The following is a 23570-nucleotide window of genomic DNA, read 5'->3' as shown; positions in this document are numbered from 1 at the left end:
ACCATATGCGAGATGACCCGACATCTTTTAGAAAATCAATGCGCACGGAATGAATACGCGCGTGTGACAGGATTAACGATTTCATATTCATATTCTTGGTGGGCAGCGCGAGCTTGCGCGATGCAATTATCTAGTTCTTTTGTGTTGAAATAACGTTGTGCTTCCGTCAACGTGCCACTTACGACTAAAAATACGCCGAACACGATCAACCATCCTCTGATTCGTTCGTTCATGATGTAGCCCCCTTTCTTCTCCACCTAAATCCTAACATCAGACCCTTGTATATAATGACAAAAGTTTAATTTTAATAACATTTACACGGTATTTATTTTTTCCTAAATAAGTGATGCCATACTAAAAATTGTGAAGGGTGTCTTCACATCATCTCGTCTCATACATAGGAGGAATGCCACGTGTTCAAAGCCATCAAGTCCATCGTCATCACTACGCTCGTCTGCCTGACCGCTTTCCAGTTCGATACGACATCCGTTTCTGCACTCCCCTCAGGTATCTCATCGAAAGCGACGGCCCAGTCTCAACTCGATGCCTTAACGGTTAAAACAGAAGGCAGCATGACCGGTTATTCGCGTGATTTGTTCCCGCACTGGAGCAGTCAAGGAGGCGGCTGTGATACACGACAAGTCGTCTTAAAACGTGACGCTGATTCATATGTCGGATCGTGCCCCGTTACATCCGGTTCTTGGTATAGTTACTATGACGGACTGACATTCACGAATCCGTCTGACCTCGACATCGATCACGTCGTACCGCTTGCGGAAGCATGGCGTTCAGGAGCAAGCAGCTGGACGACGACGACACGTCAAGCATTCGCAAACGATTTGACAGGTCCACAATTGATTGCTGTCTCTGCAAGCTCGAACCGTTCAAAAGGGGACCAGGATCCGTCGACATGGAAGCCGACACGGGCAGGTGCGAGCTGTGCCTACTCGAAGATGTGGATCAATACGAAGAGCCGCTGGAACCTCAGCTTACAGTCGAGTGAAAAAACAGCTCTACAAACGATGTTGAACACATGTACATACTAAAAAGGAGTCGATTCGATGGAAACGAAAACCTCTACCTTTACCGCCACACATGGTGTCATGACGCAAGAAGTTGGTGTCATCAGCGGTGAACTCGAACTCCGGACGACTTGTCAGGAAAACGGAACGTTGGAACTGAAGATTGCTTACGTCGGAGCGATAGACGTCTATACGTTACCCGGAAGTTATCGTGTCCATGACGTTCGGGATCATGACGTCATCCATCAGATGCTCGTCAATGTACTAGAGCGAACATAATGAAAAACAGACGCTGTCCAAGTTAATAGACGGCGTCTGTTTTCGTTCTGTATATTCAAAATCAGATTGTCATTATTTACTAAAGTATGTGTTTTATCTGACGTTCTATCCGGTATAGTGAAAACAACGTCATTATCCTTTCAGGAGGAATACTTCATGCGAAACGTTTTGATTTCAACCGGCGTCATCTTAAGTGGTGCAGGTCTCTACATGGTACTAGAAAGTCACGTGCCTGCGTTACTCGTTACGGGTATCATCATGCTATTTGGTTGCGGTATCGGTATCATCACGAAAGAAAAGTCGGAGTAATCTATAGATCCAGTTAAGAGGATAACTATGATCTAACAATTCATCAATGAACCGCAGTTATACTCTAATGTTAATAGGACTATTTCTATAAGTGACGTTACTATCTACTCTATTCAGCAAACAATATTTAAATTAATTTTAGTTTATTGAATAGTATACTCTTTAACTTTTTCAATCAATAATTTACTTCTCTCTTCTAAAAATTTTTCATAATCATCTTCCTCATAAATCTCCATTTCAAAAGGAATGATATTACTTTTTAATATTTTTTCTAAATGTTCTTTCGGAATAATTTCCTCAAAGTATTTACTAGGCTTTTTATCAGAAATAACTTTATTAGAACTCGCTGGAAGGAAACAAAAGTTTCCAATTACATTGATTATATCATCATCTAAATTAAATTCGGTTTTTAAAAATGCCTTCGGAAAAATGTGATGATATTCTTTTCGATTATATACAGATAATGCTGAACCCGTATCTATTTTTCTTCCATTAGTTAAATCTAAAGGAATTTCTTTACTCATCATAAGTAATACAGCCTTAATATAAGGATTAGATTTTGTAAGTTTTTGTTTTTTAAAGAAATTACTATCAATTGATATTGAGTACTTATTTATATCTGAGAAGTCATTTTTTAAAACCCTTTCAAAAAATTTAATATCTTCATCCATCTTTTTATCAGTACCTGCTGAATAACGATCTGAGAAAGCAACTCTCCAAAACCACTGCTTAATTACCTTATTTTGCTCTGATGAAGGACTATGAATTTTTGAAAATAAAAAACTTAACGGAACTAATATTTGTGGCTTTGGTAAAAAATCTTCAGATATAACATTAAACTCTTGTTGTAAATAATCTAATGATTTCTCAATACTTTTTATTAATCCTTCTGAATTATCTCTTATACTTTCAGGATTAAGCTCTAGTATATCTTTTGTAACTGTAGTTTTTTTAATAATGGCTCCAAAACATTGTAGGATTACTTTCTCTTTTATATCTTCAAAACTTTTTGATTCAAGAAGCTTATAAACTTTGTCAAAAATTTCAGTTAAATGATATTCTTCTGACCATGTCCAAGCTATCATTAATTCTAAAGCTGATAACGGAGTACCTGTATTATTTATTCTTTCAAATATAGTTCCTACTTCCCCTTTATTCCTTTTTTTTATAGTTACAGTAGGTAATTCATAATTTTGAAAAATAGATTGCAGGTTTCTAGCTTTTTCTCGTAACTCAGGTGATAAACCTACAACTTCGTCAAAAAATCCATTTACATTAAACAATACACTGCTTTTTAAATTTGGATGGGAGTTATTTAGATCTTCATAGTGAACAAAGCGCTCATCTTCTAAATCAAAATATATATTGAAATTTTTTGTTTTGTTTAAATCTTCTGCATCTATTTCTTCGCCTATAAATGCCCCAAAAATTGATGTTATCCTTTGTTGTCCATCTAAAATATAGTTTAAAGGAAATTCTCCAGCCTTTTCAGGTAGTCTGTATCCTCCGATATTCCTTAGTGCTGGTAATTTTTCGTTTACTTCCCATAATAGTACGCTTCCAATTGGATAATCATTAAAAATAGAGTCCATTAAGTCTGTAATTTGCTCTTTTCTCCACACAAAAGCTCTTTGAAAAGGAGGTATTTTTATTTCTCCTTCAATGATTTTATTTCTTAATCTATCAATACTTATTGATCCTGTTACTAATTCCCCATTCGTCATAAATCTTCTCCTTAAAATTTTTATGATTAGTTTAATATTCATAAATTAGATTATTTTATTATTCAATAACATTTTTTAGTTTTTATGAATTTATCATACTTGTATTTTTAAATCTACTTTACTTATGATACGGATTTCCGTATTAAATCTAAATCTAAATGAGGTATATTTGCAATGTTTAAAACTACCCTACATCAACAATTTCCCATCCAGCATTTGTAGCTTTTTCAATAAATTGTTTCAAGTCAGCTCCAATTTGCGATTTTTTTATCGCAACTCCCGCAAAGTGTGTTGGTCGACTTAATGCGACATAAGCAGTTTTCAGTGCTTTTTTAGTAGCATTTTTTTTAAACTGATCTTCAAATCGAACATAGTCCTCAAACTCTCCGATTAAGTAATTAGAAATGAGAGAACAGTCGTAAAAGATAGTAGGATTTTTGTAAGGTCCTTCAGATAATGTAGATTCAAGAAGTAGAGTCGCCTTATGTGTTTCTCCTTTTACAGAATGAACCGTACCAAAATAAATTTTATTCTCAATTGTATTTTTTTCAATAGAATATTCTTTGTCTGTTACAGAATAACTGAGATAAATTCTTTCTAAATTTTCACTAAAATAATCCCGATACTTACTATAATCAAGCGGTTTTGGATTGCCTATAAAATGATTCTCACAAAACTCTTCAAATATATAAAGAATCAATTGCTCTGAGTTTTCGCTTATTTTACCTCTATCATTTACAATTGAAACAATTAAACTGCTCATTTTAGATTTAATATTCATATCGTTATTTTCTATTTCTCTTTTTACAAAAGATATGTTATAAGAAAGTTTTGGATTGGGTAATGTAGATTCATCAGTTTCTTTGATTATCTCTAAAATACTCTTCAAAAGTAATTCATAATAACTTTTGATAATGCTTTCTGATCTTGTTTTAACTGATTTAACTTTTTTATATCCATTTTTATACCTCGATAAATCATAATGCGTTAACCCCACAACAGCTATCTTTTTATTACTTTTATTAAATTCTTCATGATGCTCTTTTAAATTATCAACGACTTCAATATATTTATTTACAACTTCATTTTCTGTGTTATATAAAAACATATGTGGTTTAAATGAATTTCTTCTAGTGCTTCCTCTCAAAATTTCATACTTTTTTATACAAGTTGTTCTTAATATTTTTGCAATGCTTTCACCAAATCTAGTACTCTGAGAAATTGAGTCGAGTATAACACCCTCTGCTATTTCTTGATGAGGTAACCACGCATCTGGACCATTATCGTAAAGAGTATAGAGCGCTTGGTAAGGATCACCATACTTCTGAAAAGTAATTGAAGAGTCATTAAACAGCGTTTTCAGTAACTCGTATTGAAATGTGCTTGTATCTTGAGCCTCATCTAAAAACACCCATGAAAACCTTTCTTCAAATCCCTTTTTTATCTTTCTCTCATACTTTTTTATATACCAGTGTGACAAAGATAAAGAATCATTATGTCTAAGTTCACCTAACTTAATTATTTCCTCTAAGGTATTTATCAAAGCAATTTTGTAGAAGTCAGAACATTCTTCTCTTAAAAGAATTTCTTTATTATCATTTATCAGCAAATGAATTTTCTCAACCTTAGTAGTCGGAGGCGATGCTTTATATGAAGAAGGTTTGTGTTTGATAAAAACTTCTTTAAATCTTTCTTTATATAATTCTTCGTCCCTAAATGAAGGAACAATACCTGGAAAAATCTCATTGTATGCCTTAAATGCAAAAAAATAATTAAAGAATTCATGAATCGTGCCAATAAAATTCGGGTATCCAATTTCAGTTATACCCATGTTCATTAAACCAGTTTTTATTTCTTCAACAGCTACATTCGTATGAGTAATAACACATATTCCTTTGAAATCTTTTGTTTGTTCATTAAGTAACATTGCTATTTTTGCCATTAGTACAGTCGTTTTACCACTCCCCGGTCCGGCAACTATATTCCTGTCACTTTCAGAAAAAATTACTCTTTTTTGTTCCTCTGAAAAATTATTGCCTTCAGGTAATAGTTTTTGTTCGAAGTGAGTTAGAATTTCATGTTTTTCTACCATTCTATCTTTCTCCTTTTGGTTCAGTTACATGATAGATAGCATTTACTAAATATCTCAAGTAAGGATCATCCTCTATGGTCTCTTTTATTTCATCGCTCTTTGTTAGTAAGTTTTTAGCTAGTTGTTGAGCTACTATTGCTTTAGATACTACTTTTTCGTTTATAGGCTTAAACAAAGTATATGCGTCTTTTACTATATTTTCTTCTTTGTTCAATTCTATAATCTTAGTCTCTAGTTTAGTCATATTACTTTTGCTTTCAGGATTTTTATATCTGCTATAATGAACTGCAACAGCTAATTCTTTTTTCAAAGAACTTAAAGCTAGTACATATTCTAGTGTCCAATGAGGAGCAATAAATATTTCAATGTTTGAAGTCTCACTTTTATAATAACTTTCTAGTTTTTCTTTTTTATCTTTCTCAAGCATTGAAATATAATAATCATCGATTTTTTTTAAGGTCAGCTCTCTTAGTAATTCATCTTTATTATCACAAATTAATAAACTGTCCTCTAAGGCATCTTTAATTTTTTTCAGTGTAGAAAATTCTTTTCCTAAAATATCTGTTGGTAATTCATCATCTTTCAATTTATAAAGATCAAAAACTTTATGTAGTTGTTCTTCATTTTCAATTGAATATATATCTAATTCTTTTTCTTCTATTTCATAGTAAATATAGGGTTTCACATCTACATCTGTAATTATTGAAATTGGAAGCTCTAATGGTGGTAAACCTCTTTTAATCCATTCTTCAGATCTTGAAAATATCTTGGCATATCGTTTGAATGCAGTGTTTCCTAAATTAACTATTGAAACTCCATACTTATGAAGCGGACGATCGATAACTTCAGCTAATGCAGGTAATAATAAATTCTCCGCATCTCCTTCAACCAAGATTACTCCTCTCGCAAAAAATAAATTTGCCTTTGTTGTATCCAGAAATCTTTCTAAAAACTCATAATCTTCTTTTTCTAATTCTGTATTTTCAAAATTCATAGGATACGCATTGTTATTGTGAACTAAAATAATATTCTCTAGAGGAGTTGACGCTGCTAAAGTGGTACTATGGGTCGATATAATAAATTGACCATTACTCCCACTTTCATCCTCAAGCATCCCTTGGAGAAATTTGATTAATCTTAATTGAGCCTGAGGATGAAGGTGTGCTTCTATTTCTTCGATTAATGTTAATGATGGACCTATTTTTTTTCCTTCGTTCAATAAAAGAAGTTCAGCAGCAATAAATAATAAATTTAAACTCCCAAGTCCAGAGACATTGTCATCTAAATCTAAACTTAATTTCTTTAAAATATCGTTTAGTTTAGCAGGAGTAACTTGAAACCTTGGTTGATAAACATTAGTACTACCTTGTCTACTCTTATTAAAAAATTCGTTTAGATAAAATGAAATTTCACCAATAATTGTTTTTTCGTCTTTATAAGTTGTTTTAAAAAAATCTTCAATCTTTTGATTTGTTTCTGATACAATTTCTTCTAATACATGTGTTTCATTCTTATCTACTCGAAATGCTGAATGTCCTCTTAAAATTTGAGCGAGGCGTGATTTAAAACCAGGTCTTAATTCATTTTCAGCATCACGTAGCGGCTTAAGATATGTTGTTTTTAACAACTCTTTTGGAATTCTTTCTAGAACAAAGTCTGCATCTAAAGGTCCAGCTTTGATATTTTTTTCTATTTTTTTCCCGATATAATCATTATCTAATATTTTTGCAATTAATCTGACTTCCAACTCATATTCATTCATGTTATTGAATGATAGCCACTCAAGGAATACTCCTGCTTCTTCTTCCGTTAAATCTGAAAATATGCACTCTATTTTCAAATTATCTTTTATTCCATCAGAATCCGAATAAAAATCTTTCTCCGTTATTCTTGGATTTTCTGCACTTATTGTTCCTAAGGTTAAATATATAGCATCAATAATTGAACTTTTTCCAGCATCATTTTCTCCAATTATTATGTTAAATTTTTTGCTAAACTCAACTTCAACTCCAGGTTTATTATCTTCTTTTTCTCCAAACTTTCTAAAGTTCCAAATCTTTATCTTTTTTAAATACAATGTAATATCCTCCTTAGTTCCACTTTCCAACATTTTACTATAAATGATGCATTATTTGCTTTTTAACACAAAAAAAGCAATCAACTTGATTGCTTTTTAAACTCATTTATTTATGATACGGCTCATTCCGATTAATCCGGTACGCCCGATAAATCTGTTCACAGAGAATCATCTTCATCAATTGATGCGGGAATGTCATCTTCGAAAACGAGATTGTATCGTTCGCACGCTGCATCACTTCTGGTGCGAGACCGAGTGATCCACCGATGACGAAAGCAATTTTACTCTTGCCGTATGTCGCGAGTTGATCGAGTTCTTTTGCGAACTGTTCACTCGTCCGTTGTTTTCCTTCGATAGCAAGTGCAAGGACATGAACGTCCGGTCCAATCTTCGCTAAAATCCGTTCGCCCTCTTTTTTCTTTACTTGCGCCATCTCCGCTTCACTCAACTGCTCCGGTGCCTTTTCGTCCGCGACCTCGATTTCTTGGATCGAACAGTAGGCGCCGAGACGCTTCGTATATTCGGCGATGCCTTGCTTTAAATACTTCTCTTTTAGCTTTCCGACCGTAATGATGGTAATTTGCATCTTTTTTCTCGCTTTCTGACAGAAAATTCAGGAGTTATCCACAGAGTTATCCACAAATCCACATGTTGATATTTATTTTTTGCTTGACACAAGATATGTTGCCGGTGCCTCGCAGTATTCACACGTGATGTTTTTTTCTGGATTTAGCTGATCGAGAATCGGGTATTGTTCTGTTTCATCTACGATTTCGTCAAGTGCGAGCTCGACATGTTCTAAGCAGACGTACTTATCCACAGGTGGTCTCCTCCTTTCACTTATCCACATTTATCCGCTTCCAGTATAACAAATATCAACCTTCCTGACCGGAAAAGCCGCAGGTTCCTTACTTAAAAAAACCATCCACAGGTCGGACCTGTGGATGGTTTTCAAGTGATGCCTTACTGAACGGTTGGTGACTGAGCTGACAACTTCACATCTGCTGTCTGCTTTTCCCCGCCTCGGTAGAACGTGACTTTGACCGTTTCGCCAACTTTTGCATCCCGGTAGAGAACACTTTTCAGATCAGCGAACGATGCGATTGCTTTTCCGTTAATCTCGACGATGACATCGTTTGCCTTCATTCCCGCTTTTTCGGCTCCGCTGTTACGTGTTAGACCAACGACGACGATTCCTTTCGTGACATCATTCGGCAATTTCAACCGATCTTCGCGGTATCCGCTTGGGAATTCCTGCACGTCACGGATCTGAATCCCGAGCTGTGGACGAACGACTTCGCCGTTTTGCTCGAGATCACGCATGATTGGTAACGCTTCGTTGATTGGAATCGCAAATCCGACTCCTTCGACACTTGCTTCCGCAATCTTCATCGAGTTGATCCCGATCAATTGACCGGCTGTATTGATGAGCGCTCCACCCGAGTTCCCCGGGTTGATCGCTGCATCGGTTTGGATGACTTCCGTATTGAAGTCTTGCTGTCCATCTTTGTTCGTATCAACTGGAACCGTCCGTTCCTGCGCACTGATGACACCGCGCGTGACGGAGTTCGCGAAGATTCCGAGTGGGTTTCCGATCGCAAGCACCGTTTCACCGGCACGTAACGTATCCGAATCCCCCAGTTTTGCGACTTGTGTCACTTTCGATGAATCAATCGACAGGACCGCTAAATCGTACGTCGGATCTTCGCCGAGGACTTTTGCCTCGAGTGCTGTTCCGTCGGATAACGTCACAGACAAGCGGCTCGCGCCTTCAACGACGTGGTAGTTCGTAACGACGTAGGCTTTATTGCCGTCTTTTTTATAGATGACGCCGGACCCTGCACCCGTTTCCTGATCGGTTCCTTGGAACGAGCTCTGAAGGTTCGTCACGCTCACGACGGCTTCCTTCGTCTTACCGACCGCACCGACGATGTCGGCTTCATCCTCTGTCGTCTGTGTCGCAGTCTGTTCCGCTGTCGTCGACGAAACCGGAGTCGGACTCGTCATCTCATCGCGGACGAACGGCCACGCGACGAGGGCGATCAATAAGGCTCCGACGATTCCGCCGATCAGACCGACGAAAAAGGCTTTTCCGGCACCACGACGACGCGGTGGTTCTGGTTGTTCTTCATATGGTTCACGATAAGGGCTGACCGGTTCGCTCGTTGCCGGTTGACGGGGCGGGAAGCCGCTCTCATCGGATGACTGTTCGTATCGTTCGGATTCGTTCCGTGGTTCTTCCGGTCGATCCATCGACATACGCCTCCTTTATGACTCTCTTTACACAAGTATACCCCCATCACGTGGCAAGTGAGCCAAATGTGGGGGTCTTTTGAGCATATTCAGTAATTTCCCATAATCAAAGCTTTAGGAGCGGTGTCGGAATGACCGGATCCGTGTCGAGAAGCTGAATCTTACTCAGATCGACGTCACGGCTCGCGAGCGTCTGGGAGACACTCATCCGGGCGAGTTCCTTCATGTTGTTGTCCTTGCTCAAGTGGGCCATGTGGATCCGTTTCGTCCGGTCGTCAAGGACCTCGCTCATCGCAATCGCAGCGTCCTCATTCGAGACGTGTCCGTAGTCGCCGAGGATCCGCCGCTTGACGCTCCACGGATAATGTCCCATCTGGAGCATACCGATATCGTGGTTCGCTTCGAAGATATAGGCATCGGCGCCCCGAATGACACCTTTCATCCGGTCCGAGACGTATCCAGTATCGGTGATGTGTGCCAATCGTTTTCCTTCATGCGCGAACTGGAAGAACATCGGATCCGCTGCATCATGACTGACGTTGAATGATTCGACTTCGATGTCACCGAACTGCTTGATCTCTCCGACTTCCCAGAGGAACTTCAGCGCCGGGTCGATCTTACCAATCTTCGCTTCCATCGCCGCCCACGTCTTTTCATTGGCATAGAGCGGGATGTTGTACTTGCGTGCCATGATGCCGACGCCTTTGATATGGTCGGAGTGTTCATGGGTGACGAACAGACCATCGATGCCTTGCGGCGACCGGTCGATCTGGTCGAACAAGGCGAGCATCGCCTTGCCGGTCAGTCCGGCGTCGACGAGCAAACGGGTCTGTTCACTTTCGATATAGAGGGCGTTCCCCGTCGAGCCACTGGCCATGACGCTGTAGTGTAGGCTCATCGTGCATTCCTCATTTCTCTGAGACTGTATCCAATCGTTCAACGGTTTGGACACCGCCATCAATTGCATTGACAAAGTAGACTTCCTCGTTGTCGAGTTCGATTTGCCACGTCGGCGGCAGGATTTGAACGGATTCCGTGCCTTCCGTAACGAGACAGAAATACCCGAGTTTATGACTCGTCAATCGCTTCGATGCCGGGAACAAACCTTGCTCCGACAACTGGACGATCGCTTCACTTGCCGATAATAACGTCACGTCCTGTGCTTGCCGGACGACCTTGTTCAAGTGGCGTTGTTTGTAGCTGACGATTTCCTTCGCATCGTTGAGTTGCAAGACGAGCAGGGACGGTCCGATCATCGCATCGTCCTCACGCGACTGCTGTGGTGTCGAATAGAGCGGCTGTCCCTTATACGTCTGAACGAATGTCATCTCCTGATACTTACTATCATACTTCCAAAATGTATATTCGGCACCATACCGAACGGATGATTGAACGAACGATGAAGCGGAATCCCGCATCGTCTTCGCTTCGAGTCGGTACGGTTTCGTTAAGCGGACCGACCACTCGACATCGTTTTTGACGGAGGCGACCGCATCACGAATCGGTGAACTCGCAAGTGGGGACAACGTCCGTGCGTCGACTTCAGCCGTTAAATAGCCAATGTCCCGCGTGACCGGTTGCAGTTTCTTCTCGTCGATGTGACGATCCTTCAAGATCGATTTCCCGGTCGCGCTCGTCGCGACGATCCGTGGCTCGACCATTCGGTCCATCAATTGAATGGCGAGGTAGACGTTGAGGATTAAAAAGGTCAGCATCAATAAGGTCTTCGCTTTACTCCAGTCCATTCGTCCTCACCCCTCATTCCCGACAGCTTGATTGATCGATTGCCACACTCCATCGACCTTGATGAACCACGTCGGCTCAAAGACGGCGTAGCGGCTCGTTGAAATCTTATATGTCATCTCATATCCGACCCGGATCCCACTGATTTCTTTTAAGAGATCAGCACGTCTCAAACGTTCAAGAACTGTTTCGACAGCCGGCACCGTCTCTTCCCGAAGGATCAACTTCCGCTTCGCCCGAAGCATGCTGCGGCTGAGCGACCGGACTTGATTTTCTTCATACATGATCTTCAGTGTCGCGAGATCGAACTTCGTCTGTTCGAGCAACGGACCGCTCTCCCCGAACACCGGATACCGGTTCAAGTACAACCGGAACGTCGCCGTCTGTTCCTCGCCCTTCTTACTCATCTGATCGAAGTAATAGCGGAAACCACTCCGTTGCGTCTCTTGATCCAGCCAGCCTCCATGAATGTTGACGTAGCTGACGAGCGTGCTGTAATCGACGGTCGAGCTTTGGGTGTTCGGCGATAACGTGTTAAAGCGATAGACATTGTAGTTTCGGTCGTACGTTGAGACGCTGACGCCATCCGTCAAGACGTCGAGATCATCGCGACTCTTGATTTGCTGGACGTTCGAATTTTCGGCAAAGAAGGCACTCCGGATGCGATCGAGTGGTTGCGGCGATTGCCCGACCTCGTCATAGACGAAGACTTGTTCCAGCCGTGTCGTACCACTCGCGACATACGTATAATCGCCCCCTTTGAGTTCGACGCGCGTCATCGGTTTTTTCTTATCGTACGCGAACAGTCGTTTCAGAACCGTCTCATCGCCGACGAGTTTAAAGTCCTTTAGGCGCCCCGTCGCCGACTCAAGACGGAGAATCGGACCATCGTAATCGAGGAGATAGAGCCGTTTGATCGGTTCTGAGAACGCGATCTGTTTTTCTCCGAGTAACTCCTCAAGCATCGTTGCGCTGATCGGTGTCGGAAAAATCATCTCGACGCTCCGCTCGCCGACCGGGATGTTCTTTGCTTTATCCGTCAGGACAAGGACCCCGATATTGAACGATGCACCGATCCGGTTGAGGAAGGTCCGCCCGATGATTTGCGTTTGGTACGTCCCTTCCTGATCCGAATAGACAAGTAATTCCGGATTAATCAGCTGGTTGCTTTCAATCGTCTTTGAGGCATCGATCTCGTTGAACGAGACTTGTTCCCGCTCGATCGATTCACTGCTTGGATGATAGGTCCAGAGCATCGCTGTCTGAGCGATCGAACCGGCGACGAGCAGGACGAGTAACAGCGAACTCCAGTGTTGTTTCTTCATCCGGCATCCACCTCTTCGATCACCTCATACGGAAGCGTGAAGTAAATCGTCGTACCGCGTCCCCATTCGCTTTCTGCCCAGATGTCGCCACCGTGAGCCGAAACGACGTCTTTCGCAATCGACAGACCAAGACCGGTGCCGCCGATTTTACGGGCACGGGCTTTATCGACACGATAGAAGCGTTCGAAGATTTTTTGGAGATTCGCTTTCGGGATTCCGACACCTTCATCCTTGATGCTGATGACGATCCGTTTTGCCCGGAGCATCGTCCGGACGGTGATTGTTCCGCCTTCCGGTGAGTATTTGATCGCGTTCGTCAGGATGTTATCTGCGACCTGAATCAATTTATCCTGATCTCCACGGATATAGACTTTCCGCTTCATGATCTTACGACGGAAACGAATCCGTTCCGGCTTCGTCATGTCATGGCGATCGAGAATCTCATTCAAGAACTGAATGTAATCGAAGCGGACCTTGTTCATCTTGTATTCCTTACTGTCCATCTTCGACAGCTGTAAAAGATCGGTGACGAGGCGGATCATCCGCTCCGTCTCATTTTGTGTCGTCTCAAGGAAACGCGGTGCGAGTTCCTCATCCTGATAGGCGCCTTCTGCCAAGGCTTCGAGGTAACTGCGCATCGTCGTCAGTGGTGTCCGGAGCTCGTGACTGACGTTCGCGACGAATTCACGTCGATCCTGTTCGACCTGCTCCTGTTCCGTGACGTCATGTAGGACGACGATCATCCCGGTAATCGGTCCACTGTGTTTCTTGACGGGCGAGAAGAATGCCCGGACGAGGAACAGTTCGTCCTCACTACTGAAATCGAGCAGACGCGGTGGCATCGTGCCGTCTTCCGGAATCATGAAATCGTCACCGAGTGCCAGTAGGTCCTTCAAGTTCGTTCCGACGACGCTCGCATCGTCAGCGCCGACGATATCCTTCGCTTGATCATTCATCAAAATGACGCGCAGCGTCCGGTCCGTCGCGATGACCCCGTCGGTCATGTTCTCAAGGACACTCGTCAACTTCCGCCGTTCGGCTTCCGTCGTCGCGTTCGCTTCGAGCAGCTCATCCGTCAATTCATTGAACGAACGAGCGAGTTGCCCGATCTCATCATCCGAATAGACTTTAACCTTCCGCGAGAAGTTCCCGCGTCGCATCTCGATCGCTTGACGCCGCATATCCGAAATCGGACGCGTGATCGTCCGCGACAGCAAGACTCCGAGAATCGACGTGATGACGAGGGCGATGACTGTTCCGGTCGCCAAAATCCGCGTGACCTGTTGCATCTGCGAATAGATCGACTCCATCGAGGCACGGACATAAATCATCCCGGTCGTCACACCGTCTCGTTCCGAGGTGACGGGTACGGCAAAGATCCGGATCTTATCTTCTGATTCCGGATCGAGTACGGTGTCCGTCCGGGTCGAGCTCGTTGCCTGCGCTTTTTTAATCAGTGAATTCGTCGCCCGTTGACCGACCGCCGACTGGTTCTCGTCATCCGATGTCGCTTGGATGATCGAGTCCTGATCGATGATCTGGACTTCGAGGATGTCGTTCCTTGAGGTGGAGCCATTACTAAACTCAGACAGCAGTTGCCCTAGTGATTGGGACAACTGCCGCTTGGAGGCTTCATCATCGCCTGTTTTATCGAATTCCTTCCCGACGTTATAGGCGACAAGACCTGCCCGGTCCTCGACCGACTTCGAGAAGTTCGTAATGTACTGCTTTTCAAGGGAACGAACGAAGTAGACACCAATGACCTGCATCGCCACTAAAATCAATAAGGCATAGATGACGACAAGTTTCCATTGGATGGATTTAAAGAAGTTCGTTCCTTTTAACATCGTTATTCATTCTCCCCGTCTTGGAGATAGTAGCCGACCCCACGACGCGTCATGATATAGACCGGCGTACTTGGGTTATCTTCGACTTTTTCACGAAGACGGCGCACTGTGACGTCGACTGTCCGGACGTCACCAAAGTAGTCATAGCCCCAGACCGTCTGCAACAAATGCTCACGTGTCATGACTTGACCGATGTTTTTCGCGAGGTAATGCAACAATTCGAACTCACGTTGCGTCAGCTCGATCTTTTGATCCTTACGCGTCACTGTATGTGAATTCGTATCGATATACAGTTCTCCGACTTTGAGTGGACCTGGTCCAACCGGTTGTGGTGTAGCTTCCGGACTCGTATTGCGCAAGTGGACTTTCACGCGGGCGAGTAACTCACGTGAGCTGAATGGCTTCGTCACGTAATCATTCGCACCAAGCTCAAGACCAAGTACCGTATCAATTTCAGAATCCTTTGCTGTCAGCATGATGATTGGAATCTTCGACGTCTTCCGGACTTCCCGGCAGACCTCCATCCCGTCCATTAGTGGAAGCATGATATCAAGTAACATCAAATCCGGTTTGAACTCCTCGAATTTTTCTAATGCCTCCACACCGTCGTTTGCGATCGCGACCTGGTAGCCTTCTTTTTCTAATTTAAACTTGAGTATATCTGCAATCGGTAACTCGTCATCGACGACTAGAATTTTACGTTCCGTCACTGGGTGTGCCCCCTTAAAAATTTCTATTCAATCTATTTTACCTGTTTTTTCGGCATATAGAAAGGTGGCGACGGAAACTCCCGGCGCCACTCGCTCTACTGTTCGTCGTCTCACGAGAGAGGTTCCACGTGAAACACTGTATTTAGTATACCTGTTTTTGCTTCCGTTTGTGAACCATTTCGCACAAAAAACAGCCTCTTGCAGGAGGCAAGAGGCTATTGAGACTTATGCTTCTTCGTAGAGATCACGCAAGACGACGGTCTGTTCACGACCCGGTCCGACCGAGAACGTGACGAGTGAGATGCCTGTCAGATCCGCGATCCGCTTGACGTAGTTCTGTGCGTTCAACGGTAGATCTTCAAAGCGACGGACACCTGTGATGTCCTCTTTCCAGCCTGGAAGCTCTTCGTAAACTGGGACACATGCTTCAAGATCACGGAAGCTTGCTGGGTACTCATCGATCTGTTTACCGTTGAATTCGTACGATGTACAGATCTTCAACGTTTCGAGTCCTGTCAGAACGTCGATCGAGTTGAGCGAAAGATCCGTCAACCCACTTGTGCGACGCGAGTGGCGAACGACGACAGAGTCGAACCAACCAACACGACGCGGGCGTCCTGTCGTCGTCCCGTATTCACGACCGACTTCACGGATTTGATGACCGATATCATCAAACAATTCCGTTGGGAACGGACCGTCACCGACACGTGACGTGTACGCTTTACAAACACCAACGACGTGATCGATCCGAGCTGGACCGACACCGACACCTGATGCGACACCACCGGCAGATGCGTTCGATGATGTAACGAACGGATACGTTCCGTGGTCAAGGTCGAGTAAGACACCTTGTGCGCCTTCGAACAACACTTTTTCACCGTGATCAAGGCTATCGTTGACGACGACGGATGTATCACAGACATATTTCGCGAACTCTTGTCCATATGCATAGTACTCTTCGAAGATATCGTCGAACGCGATTGGTTCAGCGTCATACATCTTCGTAAACATGCGGTTCTTTTGGTCGAGAACGATCTTTAACTTCTCAGCAAACGTTTCTTTGTCGAGTAAATCTGCCATCCGGATACCGATTCGTGCAGCTTTATCCATGTAGCACGGTCCGATCCCTTTTAGCGTCGTTCCGACTTTTGCGTCGCCCTTCGCTTCTTCTTCTAACTGATCCTGCAACTGATGATACGGCAAGATGACATGCGCCCGATTCGAAATTAACAAGTTATCCGTTGAAACACCACGATCGTGCAGATACTTCAATTCCTTGACGAGTGATTTCGGGTTGACGACAAGACCGTTCCCGATGACACATTTCTTATCCGAGTAAAAAATACCTGATGGGATCAAGTGCAATTTGTACGTCTCGTTATTGAATACGATCGTATGTCCTGCATTGTCTCCACCTTGATAACGTGCTACGACGTCAGCTTGTTTTGAAAGAAAATCGGTGATTTTCCCTTTTCCTTCGTCGCCCCACTGTGTTCCGACTACTACTACTGATGACATCTTATCATCCACCTCCACGTACGATTCAAAACCACGACTAAGTGTAACGCGATAAAAAAAAGAAGTCAACCAAATACCGAACAATTAATTGTTACAATTCTCTTTCGTTCGTTTAATTATCGTTTTTAGTGAATAAACTGAGAATCTTTAGGTGAAAATAAAAAAAGCTACGTTTTGCCTCCGATTCATCGAGGGCAAGACGTAGCTTGGATTAAGCAGGTGGCGCGTACGAGTTGCTTGGCTCGAGATCCACGAACTTGTTGAATTCTTTTCGGAAGGCGAGCTTGACGGTACCGGTTGGACCATTCCGCTGTTTCGCGATGATGATCTCAATCGTATTCGCATCTTCCGTTTCTTTATTGTAGTAATCATCACGGTACAAGAAGGCGACGATATCGGCATCTTGCTCGATCGCTCCCGATTCCCGGATATCCGACATCATCGGTCGCTTATCTTGACGACTCTCCACCCCACGCGAGAGCTGCGATAAGGCGATGACGGGGACTTCAAGTTCACGCGCGAGTGATTTCAAGGAACGGGAAATTTCCGAAACCTCTTGTTGACGGTTGTCGCTAGAGCGACCATTCCCTTGAATCAACTGCAAGTAATCGATCATGATCATCCCAAGACCATGCTCCTGCTTCAAACGACGGCATTTCGCCCGGATATCATTGACCCGAATACCTGGTGTATCGTCGATGTAGATACCGGCTTGAGACAAGTTACTCATCGCAAGCGATAACTTCCCCCAGTCCTCTTCTTCGAGTTGACCCGTCCGCAGACGCTGCGCGTCGACGTTTCCTTCGGCACAGAGCATCCGCATGACGAGCTGTTCGGCACCCATCTCAAGACTGAAGATGGCGACGTTCTCGTCAGCACGTGTCGCGACGTTTTGCGAGATGTTCAAGGCGAACGCGGTCTTCCCGACCGACGGACGTGCTGCGACGATGATTAAATCGTTGCGCTGAAAGCCGGCCGTCATCTTATCGAGATCCTGGAAACCAGTCGGAATCCCCGTCGTCTCGCCGCTTTGCTTATGCAATTTATCAATCGTTGCATAGGCACTCGTCAAGACGTCCGAGATCGGGATGAAGCTCGCGCTTCCTTTTCCTTGTGATACTTCGAGAATCTTCCGTTCTGCCTCGTTCAGCAGGACATCGACCTCATTTTGCCGTTCGTATCCATCAGTGACGATCTCACCTGCCGTCCGAATGAGACGCCGGAGCGTCGACTTCTGGTCAACGACGTTGACGTAATAATTGATGTTGGCTGCAGTTGGTACCCCTTCCGCCAGTTCCGCTAGATAGGGTAGACCACCAATCTCATCTAAAATCCCAAGCGTACTGAGCTCGGCTGTCACCGTAACGAGGTCGATCGCTTCGCCTCGGTCGGACAGCACGAGCATCGCTTCAAAGATCCGTTGGTGAGAGGCACGGTAAAAGTCCTGCGGTAACAGACGTTCCGATGCACTGATCAAACGATCTGCATCAATCATGATCGCCCCTAGGACGGCTTGTTCTGCCTCGATGCTTTGGGGAGGCATATTTTGCATGACTTCACTCATCACCGGTCCCCTTTTCTACTCACGCCTCTTTGACCTGAACGTTCAGTGTCGCTGTCACTTCGTTGTGTAACTTCAATGGTACCTTCGTAAAGCCAAGTGCCTTGATCGGGTGCTCGAGCTCGATTTTGCGTTTATCGATCTTGTAACCCATGCTTTTAAGTGCTTCTGCAATCTGTTTACTTGTGACTGATCCGAAGACACGACCGCCTTCACCGGCTTTCGTCGAGACGACGATCGTCTCTTTTTCGATTTTTTCTTTTAACGCTTGCGCGTCAAGCAAGTTTTGTTTTGCTTCTTCTGCTGCTTTACGTTCGTGTGCTTCATGTTGCTTCAAGTTGCCAGTCGTCGCAGGGCGCGCCAACTTTTTCTTGAAGAGTACGTTATTTGCATAAGCATCGGCCACGTCTTTGACGTCTCCTGCTTTCCCTTGTCCTTTTACATCCTGTAAGAAAATAACCTTCATTCTGATTCCTCTCCTTTTGTCTCATCTTCTAAATATTGATCGATTGCTTTACGCAACTCATCCGCTACGGTGACGACTGATTCTGACATCTGTGTCGCCGCGTTCGTCAAGTGACCGCCGCCACCGAGCGTCTCCATGATCAACTGAACGTTGACATCCCCAAGCGAACGGGCGCTAATCGCCGTTCGTCCATCTTGAAGTTCCGCGATGACGAAAGCGGCGCGAATGCCTCGAAGCGATAACAATTGATCGGCTGCTTGCGCGATCAACACTTGATCGTGAATGACGCCTGGCTCCGCTGTCGCAATCGCCATCCCTTCCGTATAGACTTCGGATCGCTCGAGGATATGTGACTGCTCGACGTACGTCTCAAGATCCTGACTGAGGAACTCTTGTACGAGCACTGTGTCAGCACCTTGTGAGCGTAAATAGGATGCAGCATCGAACGTCCGGGAACCGGTCCGTAGGGCAAAGCCTTTCGTATCGACGATGATCCCAGCGAGTAACGCCGTCGCTTCAAGCATCGCCAGTTTCTGATTCGTCGGTTGGTACTCGATCAGCTCGGTGACGAGCTCTGATGTCGAAGAAGCATACGGCTCAAGATACACGAGAACCGCATCTTCGATGAAATCTTCGCCCCGACGATGATGATCAATCACGACCATATGCTCGAATCGATCGAGCAAGGCCGGTACGACGACAAGTGACGGTTTGTGTGTATCGACGACGACGAGTAACGTCTGATCGTCGATCAATTGATCAGCTTGAAACGCATTGACGAATCGTGTCTCGAGTTGTGGTACTTCGGCAATCTCATCCATCATCCGGCGAATCCCGCGTCCGATTTCTTCCGGTGGTAAGACGATATGTGCTTCCTTATCGTTCATTTCCGCAAGCTTCAAAATGCCAATTGCTGATCCGAGTGCATCCATGTCTGGATTTTTGTGACCCATGATCAGGACACGGCTCGATTCCTGCATTAAGTCACGAAGCGAGTTAGCGATGACCCGGGCCCGGACGCGCGTCCGTTTTTCCGTCGGATTCGTCTTGCCACCGTAAAAGCGGACCTTCCCATCACGTTTGATGACGACTTGGTCGCCTCCTCGTCCCAGCGCAAGATCGAGACTCGACTGAGCCATCTGACCAAGCGCCGGAATCGGGTCACTTCCGCAACCAATTCCGATGGATAACGTCAACTGGACGCCGCGTTGACTCGTCTCTTCTCGAACCGTATCGAGAATCGTAAACTTCGATCGTTCGAGAATCCGTAGATTCTCTTCTGTCGTAACGATGAAATACCGATCGGACGCGGTCCGCTTGATATACGTCCCGTGTTCCGCTGCCCAGTGATTCAACAACTGCGTGACCCGGCTGTTCAGTTCACTGCGTAACTGATCCTCGATGCCTTGTGTCATCTCATCGTAGTTATCGAGATAGATGACACCGATGACCGTCTGATTATCGACGAGTTGTTGTTCAACTTGTGCTTCTTCCGTCATATCGAACAGGTAAAAGGTCCGGTTCTCATGATTCGAAAAGACACGATACACGGCATCGCCGATTTCAAGCGTCGCTTGATCCTCATTCGTCGCGACCATTTCGATGAATAAGGGATCGAGCTCATTGAGCGTCTGTCCCATTGCTACATCATCAAAGATATCCCGCATCGGATCATTGAACCAGGTGACAAGCGTTTCCTCATCGTATAACAAAATCCCGATTGGCATGTTCGTCAACGCATCTTGTCCCGTCTCCTCGACTTGCATCGAGATTCCGGCGACGTACGTCTCCCATGCCCTGCGTGCACGACGTTCTTCAAATAGGTGCAATCCGAAGAGGAGGGCAGTCACGACGGCTCCGATGGCAGAGATGACCGGTTCGCGGACAGCGACGACGAGAAGCAGACCGACGATTAATAGATACGGAATGAAGCGAACGATACGTCGTTCGCGTTCCGGTGATACTTGTTGACCTGACTCCATCGTGTCCTCCTTATATGCTCTATAGGGTTAATTAAAATTTTTAGTAACTTGTTTATTATAACCGAAAAGCAGGAGGGGATGAAAGAGAAGCGAAAAAAAGCACCACCCTCACGCTTGAGGATGGTGCTACGAAATCAGTCAGCCACGTATGGAATTAAAGCCATTTGACGTGCGCGTTTGATTGCGATTGTAAGTGGACGTTGGTATTTCGCTGAAGTACCAGTCACACGACGTGGAAGAATCTTACCACGTTCCGAAATGAAACGTTTGAGAAGTTCTACGTCTTTATAATCGATATGAGTGATGTGGTTCGACGTGAAGTAACATACTTTACGACGACGTTTTCCACCTGGACGACGTGCCATGTGATTAACCTCCTTTTTAACTTGAATTTTTCAGGACGATTTCCTTAGAACGGGAGATCGTCGTCTGAAAGGTCGATCGAACTACCGCCGCTGAACGGATCAGCGCCGAAGCCCGAATTCGATGAAGCGGGTGCTGGCGAGGAAGAGTTGTTCTGCTGTTGCTGTGAACCCCATCCTGCAGCATTCCCGTTTCCACCAGTTGATGAAGCGTAGCCTTCGCTACCATCCGAAGAACGGCTCGCGTTACGTGACTCAAGGAAGCGGACGCTATCAGCGACGACTTCCGCACGGTAACGGCGTTGCCCTTCTTTATCGTCGTAGCTGCTAATCTGGAGGCGACCCTCTACACCAGCAAGACTACCTTTCTTCAAATACTGAGCAACGTTCTCTGCTTGCTTGCGCCAAACGACGCAATCGATGAAATCAGCTTCTCGCTTCCCATCTTGCCCTGTGAAAGGACGGTCACATGCGAGTGTGAATCGCGTTACCGCAATCCCGCTCTGCGTATAACGCATTTCCGGGTCACGAGTTAACCGACCGACTAAAACGACGCGGTTAATCATCAGAATCACTCTCCTGTTTCAGCTTATTTCTCGTCTTTTGTGATCATTAAGCGAACGATATCGTCACTGATCTTCATGAGACGGTCAAGTTCTTTTGTAGCTGCTGGTTCAGCAGTCACGTTAAGAAGAACGTAGAACCCTTCACGCATATCATTGATTTCGTAAGCGAAACGACGTTTACCCATTTCAGTTGTTTTATCAACTGTACCACCGTTATCAGTGAGGACTTTGTTAAAACGCTCCACTGTTGCTTTGCGTGTTTCCTCATCAAGTTCCGGACGGATGATGTAAAGTACTTCGTATTTACGCATATCTGTCACCTCCTCTTGGACTGGCGGCTCGAATGTTCGAGCAAGGAGCAATAATTCATTACTCACATTCGTTAATACTACCAAAGTATTTTGCTTTATGCAATAACGATTCGTTTTCGATTAGACGTTGAAGCGGAATGTGACGACATCGCCGTCTTGGAAGACATATTCCTTACCTTCTGAACGGTAACGACCTTGTTCCTTGACTGTCGCCATGTTACCTGCAGCTGCTAGATCTTCGTACGAAACGACTTCTGCACGGATGAATCCGCGTTCGAAGTCCGAGTGGATGACACCCGCACATTGTGGAGCTTTCATGCCTTTTTTAAACGTCCAAGCGCGTACTTCTTTTTCACCTGCTGTGAAGTATGTCGCAAGACCAAGCGTGCTGTACGCCGCATGGATCAATTGATCAAGACCCGACTCTTCGATTCCGAGATCGACGAGGAACTCTTGACGCTCTTCCGGCTCAAGCTCTGCAATTTCTTCTTCGATCCGAGCACAGATGACGATGACTTCTGCGCCTTCTTTTGCTGCGAATTCACGGACGAGACGCACGTTCTCATTGCTGTCTGCATCTGCGACTTCATCTTCGCCGACATTCGCGACGTAAAGCATCGGTTTCATCGTCAACAATTGGAAGTGTTTGACGAGTGCTGCTTGATCTTCGTTCAATTCAGCGAGACGTGCTGGTTTCTCATCTTCGAGCAACGCTTGCACGATTTCAAGTGCTTCAAGCTCAGCCGCTGCGTTTTTATCGCGCGACTTGACTTGTTTTTGGACACGCTGAATCCGTTTTTCGACCTGCTCAAGATCTGCGAGGATCAATTCGAGGTTGATCGTCTCGATATCATCGATCGGTGAGACTTTTCCGGCCACGTGTGTGATGTTTTCATCTACGAAACAACGCACGACCTGACAGATCGCATCTACTTCACGAATGTTCGCGAGGAATTTATTTCCGAGCCCTTCCCCTTTAGACGCACCTTTTACGATACCGGCGATATCCGTGAATTCGAATGCTGTCGGGATCGTCTTTTTCGGGTTGACGAGTTCTGTCAATTTCCGAAGACGTGCATCTGGTACTTCAACGACACCGACGTTCGGGTCGATCGTTGCGAACGGATAGTTCGCTGCCTCGACACCTGCTTGTGTGATGGCGTTAAAAAGTGTTGATTTTCCTACGTTTGGTAAGCCAACGATTCCTGCTGTTAATCCCACTTGGAATTCCTCCTTTTCGGTATTTCCTAGGAAATCCGTGCTAGCGGCCGCAGTGGTAGAATGATTACACCACGTCAGCACATCTTTCACAATTATAGATAGTTCATTTTTTTTAAGCAAGGAGCTCGACCGTCTTTTTTAATCACGCTCTAATCGAACACAATCACTTCGCTTATGAAAGACAACGAAAAAGCGGATGTGA

The 23570-nt window shown here is 44.6% G+C and carries 23 protein-coding genes; 3 read left to right on the top strand and 20 right to left on the bottom strand.

The features are described from left to right. Nucleotides 1–35: 35 nt before the first annotated feature. The gene (locus Q7C19_RS12770; protein WP_023469832.1) at nucleotides 36–233 is read right to left on the bottom strand and encodes a hypothetical protein; all 198 of its coding nucleotides are present in this window, start codon (nucleotides 231–233) and stop codon (nucleotides 36–38) included. Between the two features lie 192 nt (nucleotides 234–425). Here Q7C19_RS12770 and Q7C19_RS12765 point away from each other — a divergent pair, with 192 nt between their 5' ends. From Q7C19_RS12765 to Q7C19_RS12755, 3 genes are all read left to right on the top strand, one after another. Then, on the top strand, nucleotides 426–1046 hold the full coding sequence (locus Q7C19_RS12765) for an HNH endonuclease family protein (protein ID WP_029343013.1): 621 nt from the start codon (nucleotides 426–428) through the stop codon (nucleotides 1044–1046). 15 nt (nucleotides 1047–1061) lie between these two features. After that, nucleotides 1062–1301 (top strand): hypothetical protein, encoded by a 240-nt coding sequence (locus tag Q7C19_RS12760; protein ID WP_058265610.1) that lies wholly within the window; start codon nucleotides 1062–1064, stop codon nucleotides 1299–1301. Nucleotides 1302–1457: 156 nt separating this feature from the next. Further along, the gene (locus Q7C19_RS12755; protein ID WP_375092285.1) at nucleotides 1458–1610 is read left to right on the top strand and encodes a hypothetical protein; all 153 of its coding nucleotides are present in this window, start codon (nucleotides 1458–1460) and stop codon (nucleotides 1608–1610) included. Nucleotides 1611–1753: 143 nt separating this feature from the next. Here the strand turns inward: Q7C19_RS12755 and Q7C19_RS12750 are convergent, their stop codons facing one another. From Q7C19_RS12750 to ychF, 19 genes are all read right to left on the bottom strand, one after another. Next, complete coding sequence (locus Q7C19_RS12750; RefSeq protein WP_375092284.1) at nucleotides 1754–3334, bottom strand: GmrSD restriction endonuclease domain-containing protein; 1581 nt, start codon at nucleotides 3332–3334, stop codon at nucleotides 1754–1756. A gap of 184 nt (nucleotides 3335–3518) precedes the next feature. Then, on the bottom strand, nucleotides 3519–5426 hold the full coding sequence (locus Q7C19_RS12745) for a UvrD-helicase domain-containing protein (RefSeq protein WP_375092283.1): 1908 nt from the start codon (nucleotides 5424–5426) through the stop codon (nucleotides 3519–3521). A gap of 1 nt (nucleotide 5427) precedes the next feature. Then, nucleotides 5428–7536, bottom strand: a complete 2109-nt coding sequence (locus tag Q7C19_RS12740) for an ATP-dependent nuclease (protein ID WP_375092282.1) — start codon at nucleotides 7534–7536, stop codon at nucleotides 5428–5430. Between the two features lie 73 nt (nucleotides 7537–7609). Next, the gene (gene rlmH, locus Q7C19_RS12735) at nucleotides 7610–8089 is read right to left on the bottom strand and encodes a 23S rRNA (pseudouridine(1915)-N(3))-methyltransferase RlmH (protein WP_023469837.1); all 480 of its coding nucleotides are present in this window, start codon (nucleotides 8087–8089) and stop codon (nucleotides 7610–7612) included. 72 nt (nucleotides 8090–8161) lie between these two features. Continuing rightward, a complete protein-coding gene (locus tag Q7C19_RS12730) occupies nucleotides 8162–8323 on the bottom strand; it encodes a CxxH/CxxC protein (RefSeq protein WP_069201504.1) in 162 nt (53 codons plus the stop codon). A gap of 143 nt (nucleotides 8324–8466) precedes the next feature. Further along, nucleotides 8467–9756 carry a S1C family serine protease gene (locus tag Q7C19_RS12725; protein ID WP_023469839.1) on the bottom strand — a complete coding sequence of 430 codons (1290 nt, stop codon included), beginning with the start codon at nucleotides 9754–9756 and terminating at the stop codon, nucleotides 8467–8469. A gap of 106 nt (nucleotides 9757–9862) precedes the next feature. Then, entirely contained in the window at nucleotides 9863–10654 is a 792-nt protein-coding gene (locus tag Q7C19_RS12720; RefSeq protein ID WP_035411751.1) for an MBL fold metallo-hydrolase, read from the bottom strand. A gap of 10 nt (nucleotides 10655–10664) precedes the next feature. Then, nucleotides 10665–11501, bottom strand: coding sequence for a two-component system regulatory protein YycI (locus Q7C19_RS12715; RefSeq protein ID WP_375092281.1), 837 nt, complete (start codon nucleotides 11499–11501; stop codon nucleotides 10665–10667). 6 nt (nucleotides 11502–11507) lie between these two features. Beyond that, nucleotides 11508–12824 carry a two-component system activity regulator YycH gene (gene yycH, locus Q7C19_RS12710; RefSeq protein WP_035411747.1) on the bottom strand — a complete coding sequence of 439 codons (1317 nt, stop codon included), beginning with the start codon at nucleotides 12822–12824 and terminating at the stop codon, nucleotides 11508–11510. Then, entirely contained in the window at nucleotides 12821–14671 is a 1851-nt protein-coding gene (gene walK, locus Q7C19_RS12705) for a cell wall metabolism sensor histidine kinase WalK (protein WP_035411745.1), read from the bottom strand. Before walK ends, yycH begins: the two co-directional genes overlap by 4 nt. 2 nt (nucleotides 14672–14673) lie before the next feature. Further along, nucleotides 14674–15381, bottom strand: a complete 708-nt coding sequence (yycF, locus tag Q7C19_RS12700) for a response regulator YycF (protein WP_023469844.1) — start codon at nucleotides 15379–15381, stop codon at nucleotides 14674–14676. 225 nt (nucleotides 15382–15606) lie between these two features. Next, nucleotides 15607–16899 carry an adenylosuccinate synthase gene (locus Q7C19_RS12695; RefSeq protein WP_056064628.1) on the bottom strand — a complete coding sequence of 431 codons (1293 nt, stop codon included), beginning with the start codon at nucleotides 16897–16899 and terminating at the stop codon, nucleotides 15607–15609. Nucleotides 16900–17110: 211 nt separating this feature from the next. Beyond that, on the bottom strand, nucleotides 17111–18463 hold the full coding sequence (dnaB, locus tag Q7C19_RS12690; protein WP_023469846.1) for a replicative DNA helicase: 1353 nt from the start codon (nucleotides 18461–18463) through the stop codon (nucleotides 17111–17113). A 19-nt stretch (nucleotides 18464–18482) separates the two neighbouring features. Beyond that, nucleotides 18483–18926, bottom strand: coding sequence for a 50S ribosomal protein L9 (gene rplI / locus Q7C19_RS12685; protein WP_023469847.1), 444 nt, complete (start codon nucleotides 18924–18926; stop codon nucleotides 18483–18485). Continuing rightward, the gene (locus Q7C19_RS12680; protein ID WP_375092280.1) at nucleotides 18923–20908 is read right to left on the bottom strand and encodes a DHH family phosphoesterase; all 1986 of its coding nucleotides are present in this window, start codon (nucleotides 20906–20908) and stop codon (nucleotides 18923–18925) included. Before Q7C19_RS12680 ends, rplI begins: the two co-directional genes overlap by 4 nt. Nucleotides 20909–21042: 134 nt before the next feature. Continuing rightward, complete coding sequence (rpsR, locus tag Q7C19_RS12675) at nucleotides 21043–21273, bottom strand: 30S ribosomal protein S18 (RefSeq protein ID WP_023469849.1); 231 nt, start codon at nucleotides 21271–21273, stop codon at nucleotides 21043–21045. Nucleotides 21274–21317: 44 nt separating this feature from the next. Beyond that, complete coding sequence (gene ssb / locus Q7C19_RS12670) at nucleotides 21318–21836, bottom strand: single-stranded DNA-binding protein (RefSeq protein ID WP_023469850.1); 519 nt, start codon at nucleotides 21834–21836, stop codon at nucleotides 21318–21320. 23 nt (nucleotides 21837–21859) lie between these two features. Beyond that, nucleotides 21860–22147: a 30S ribosomal protein S6 gene (gene rpsF, locus Q7C19_RS12665; RefSeq protein WP_035411738.1), complete on the bottom strand. Its 288-nt coding sequence runs from the start codon at nucleotides 22145–22147 to the stop codon at nucleotides 21860–21862. A 120-nt stretch (nucleotides 22148–22267) separates the two neighbouring features. Beyond that, nucleotides 22268–23368, bottom strand: a complete 1101-nt coding sequence (gene ychF, locus Q7C19_RS12660; protein WP_035411737.1) for a redox-regulated ATPase YchF — start codon at nucleotides 23366–23368, stop codon at nucleotides 22268–22270. Nucleotides 23369–23570: the final 202 nt, after the last annotated feature.

Origin of the sequence: Exiguobacterium sp. PHA03 (assembly GCF_041945985.1) — a bacterium.
In the GTDB taxonomy this organism is placed as follows: Bacteria; Bacillota; Bacilli; order Exiguobacteriales; family Exiguobacteriaceae; genus Exiguobacterium_A.
The sequence above is the reverse complement of the archived record's forward strand: the minus strand, read 5'-3'. Positions and strand labels throughout refer to the sequence as shown.

Coding starts and splice junctions, on each gene's coding strand:
- Q7C19_RS12770 (WP_023469832.1), bottom strand. CDS start 233: ATGAACGAACGAATCAGAGGATGGTTGATCGTGTTCGGCGTATTTTTA.
- Q7C19_RS12760 (WP_058265610.1), top strand. CDS start 1,062: ATGGAAACGAAAACCTCTACCTTTACCGCCACACATGGTGTCATGACG.
- Q7C19_RS12755 (WP_375092285.1), top strand. CDS start 1,458: ATGCGAAACGTTTTGATTTCAACCGGCGTCATCTTAAGTGGTGCAGGT.
- Q7C19_RS12750 (WP_375092284.1), bottom strand. CDS start 3,334: ATGACGAATGGGGAATTAGTAACAGGATCAATAAGTATTGATAGATTA.
- Q7C19_RS12745 (WP_375092283.1), bottom strand. CDS start 5,426: ATGGTAGAAAAACATGAAATTCTAACTCACTTCGAACAAAAACTATTA.
- Q7C19_RS12740 (WP_375092282.1), bottom strand. CDS start 7,536: ATGTTGGAAAGTGGAACTAAGGAGGATATTACATTGTATTTAAAAAAG.
- rlmH (WP_023469837.1), bottom strand. CDS start 8,089: ATGCAAATTACCATCATTACGGTCGGAAAGCTAAAAGAGAAGTATTTA.
- Q7C19_RS12725 (WP_023469839.1), bottom strand. CDS start 9,756: ATGGATCGACCGGAAGAACCACGGAACGAATCCGAACGATACGAACAG.
- Q7C19_RS12720 (WP_035411751.1), bottom strand. CDS start 10,654: ATGAGCCTACACTACAGCGTCATGGCCAGTGGCTCGACGGGGAACGCC.
- Q7C19_RS12715 (WP_375092281.1), bottom strand. CDS start 11,501: ATGGACTGGAGTAAAGCGAAGACCTTATTGATGCTGACCTTTTTAATC.
- yycH (WP_035411747.1), bottom strand. CDS start 12,824: ATGAAGAAACAACACTGGAGTTCGCTGTTACTCGTCCTGCTCGTCGCC.
- walK (WP_035411745.1), bottom strand. CDS start 14,671: ATGTTAAAAGGAACGAACTTCTTTAAATCCATCCAATGGAAACTTGTC.
- Q7C19_RS12695 (WP_056064628.1), bottom strand. CDS start 16,899: ATGTCATCAGTAGTAGTAGTCGGAACACAGTGGGGCGACGAAGGAAAA.
- dnaB (WP_023469846.1), bottom strand. CDS start 18,463: ATGAGTGAAGTCATGCAAAATATGCCTCCCCAAAGCATCGAGGCAGAA.
- rplI (WP_023469847.1), bottom strand. CDS start 18,926: ATGAAGGTTATTTTCTTACAGGATGTAAAAGGACAAGGGAAAGCAGGA.
- Q7C19_RS12680 (WP_375092280.1), bottom strand. CDS start 20,908: ATGGAGTCAGGTCAACAAGTATCACCGGAACGCGAACGACGTATCGTT.
- rpsR (WP_023469849.1), bottom strand. CDS start 21,273: ATGGCACGTCGTCCAGGTGGAAAACGTCGTCGTAAAGTATGTTACTTC.
- ssb (WP_023469850.1), bottom strand. CDS start 21,836: ATGATTAACCGCGTCGTTTTAGTCGGTCGGTTAACTCGTGACCCGGAA.
- rpsF (WP_035411738.1), bottom strand. CDS start 22,147: ATGCGTAAATACGAAGTACTTTACATCATCCGTCCGGAACTTGATGAG.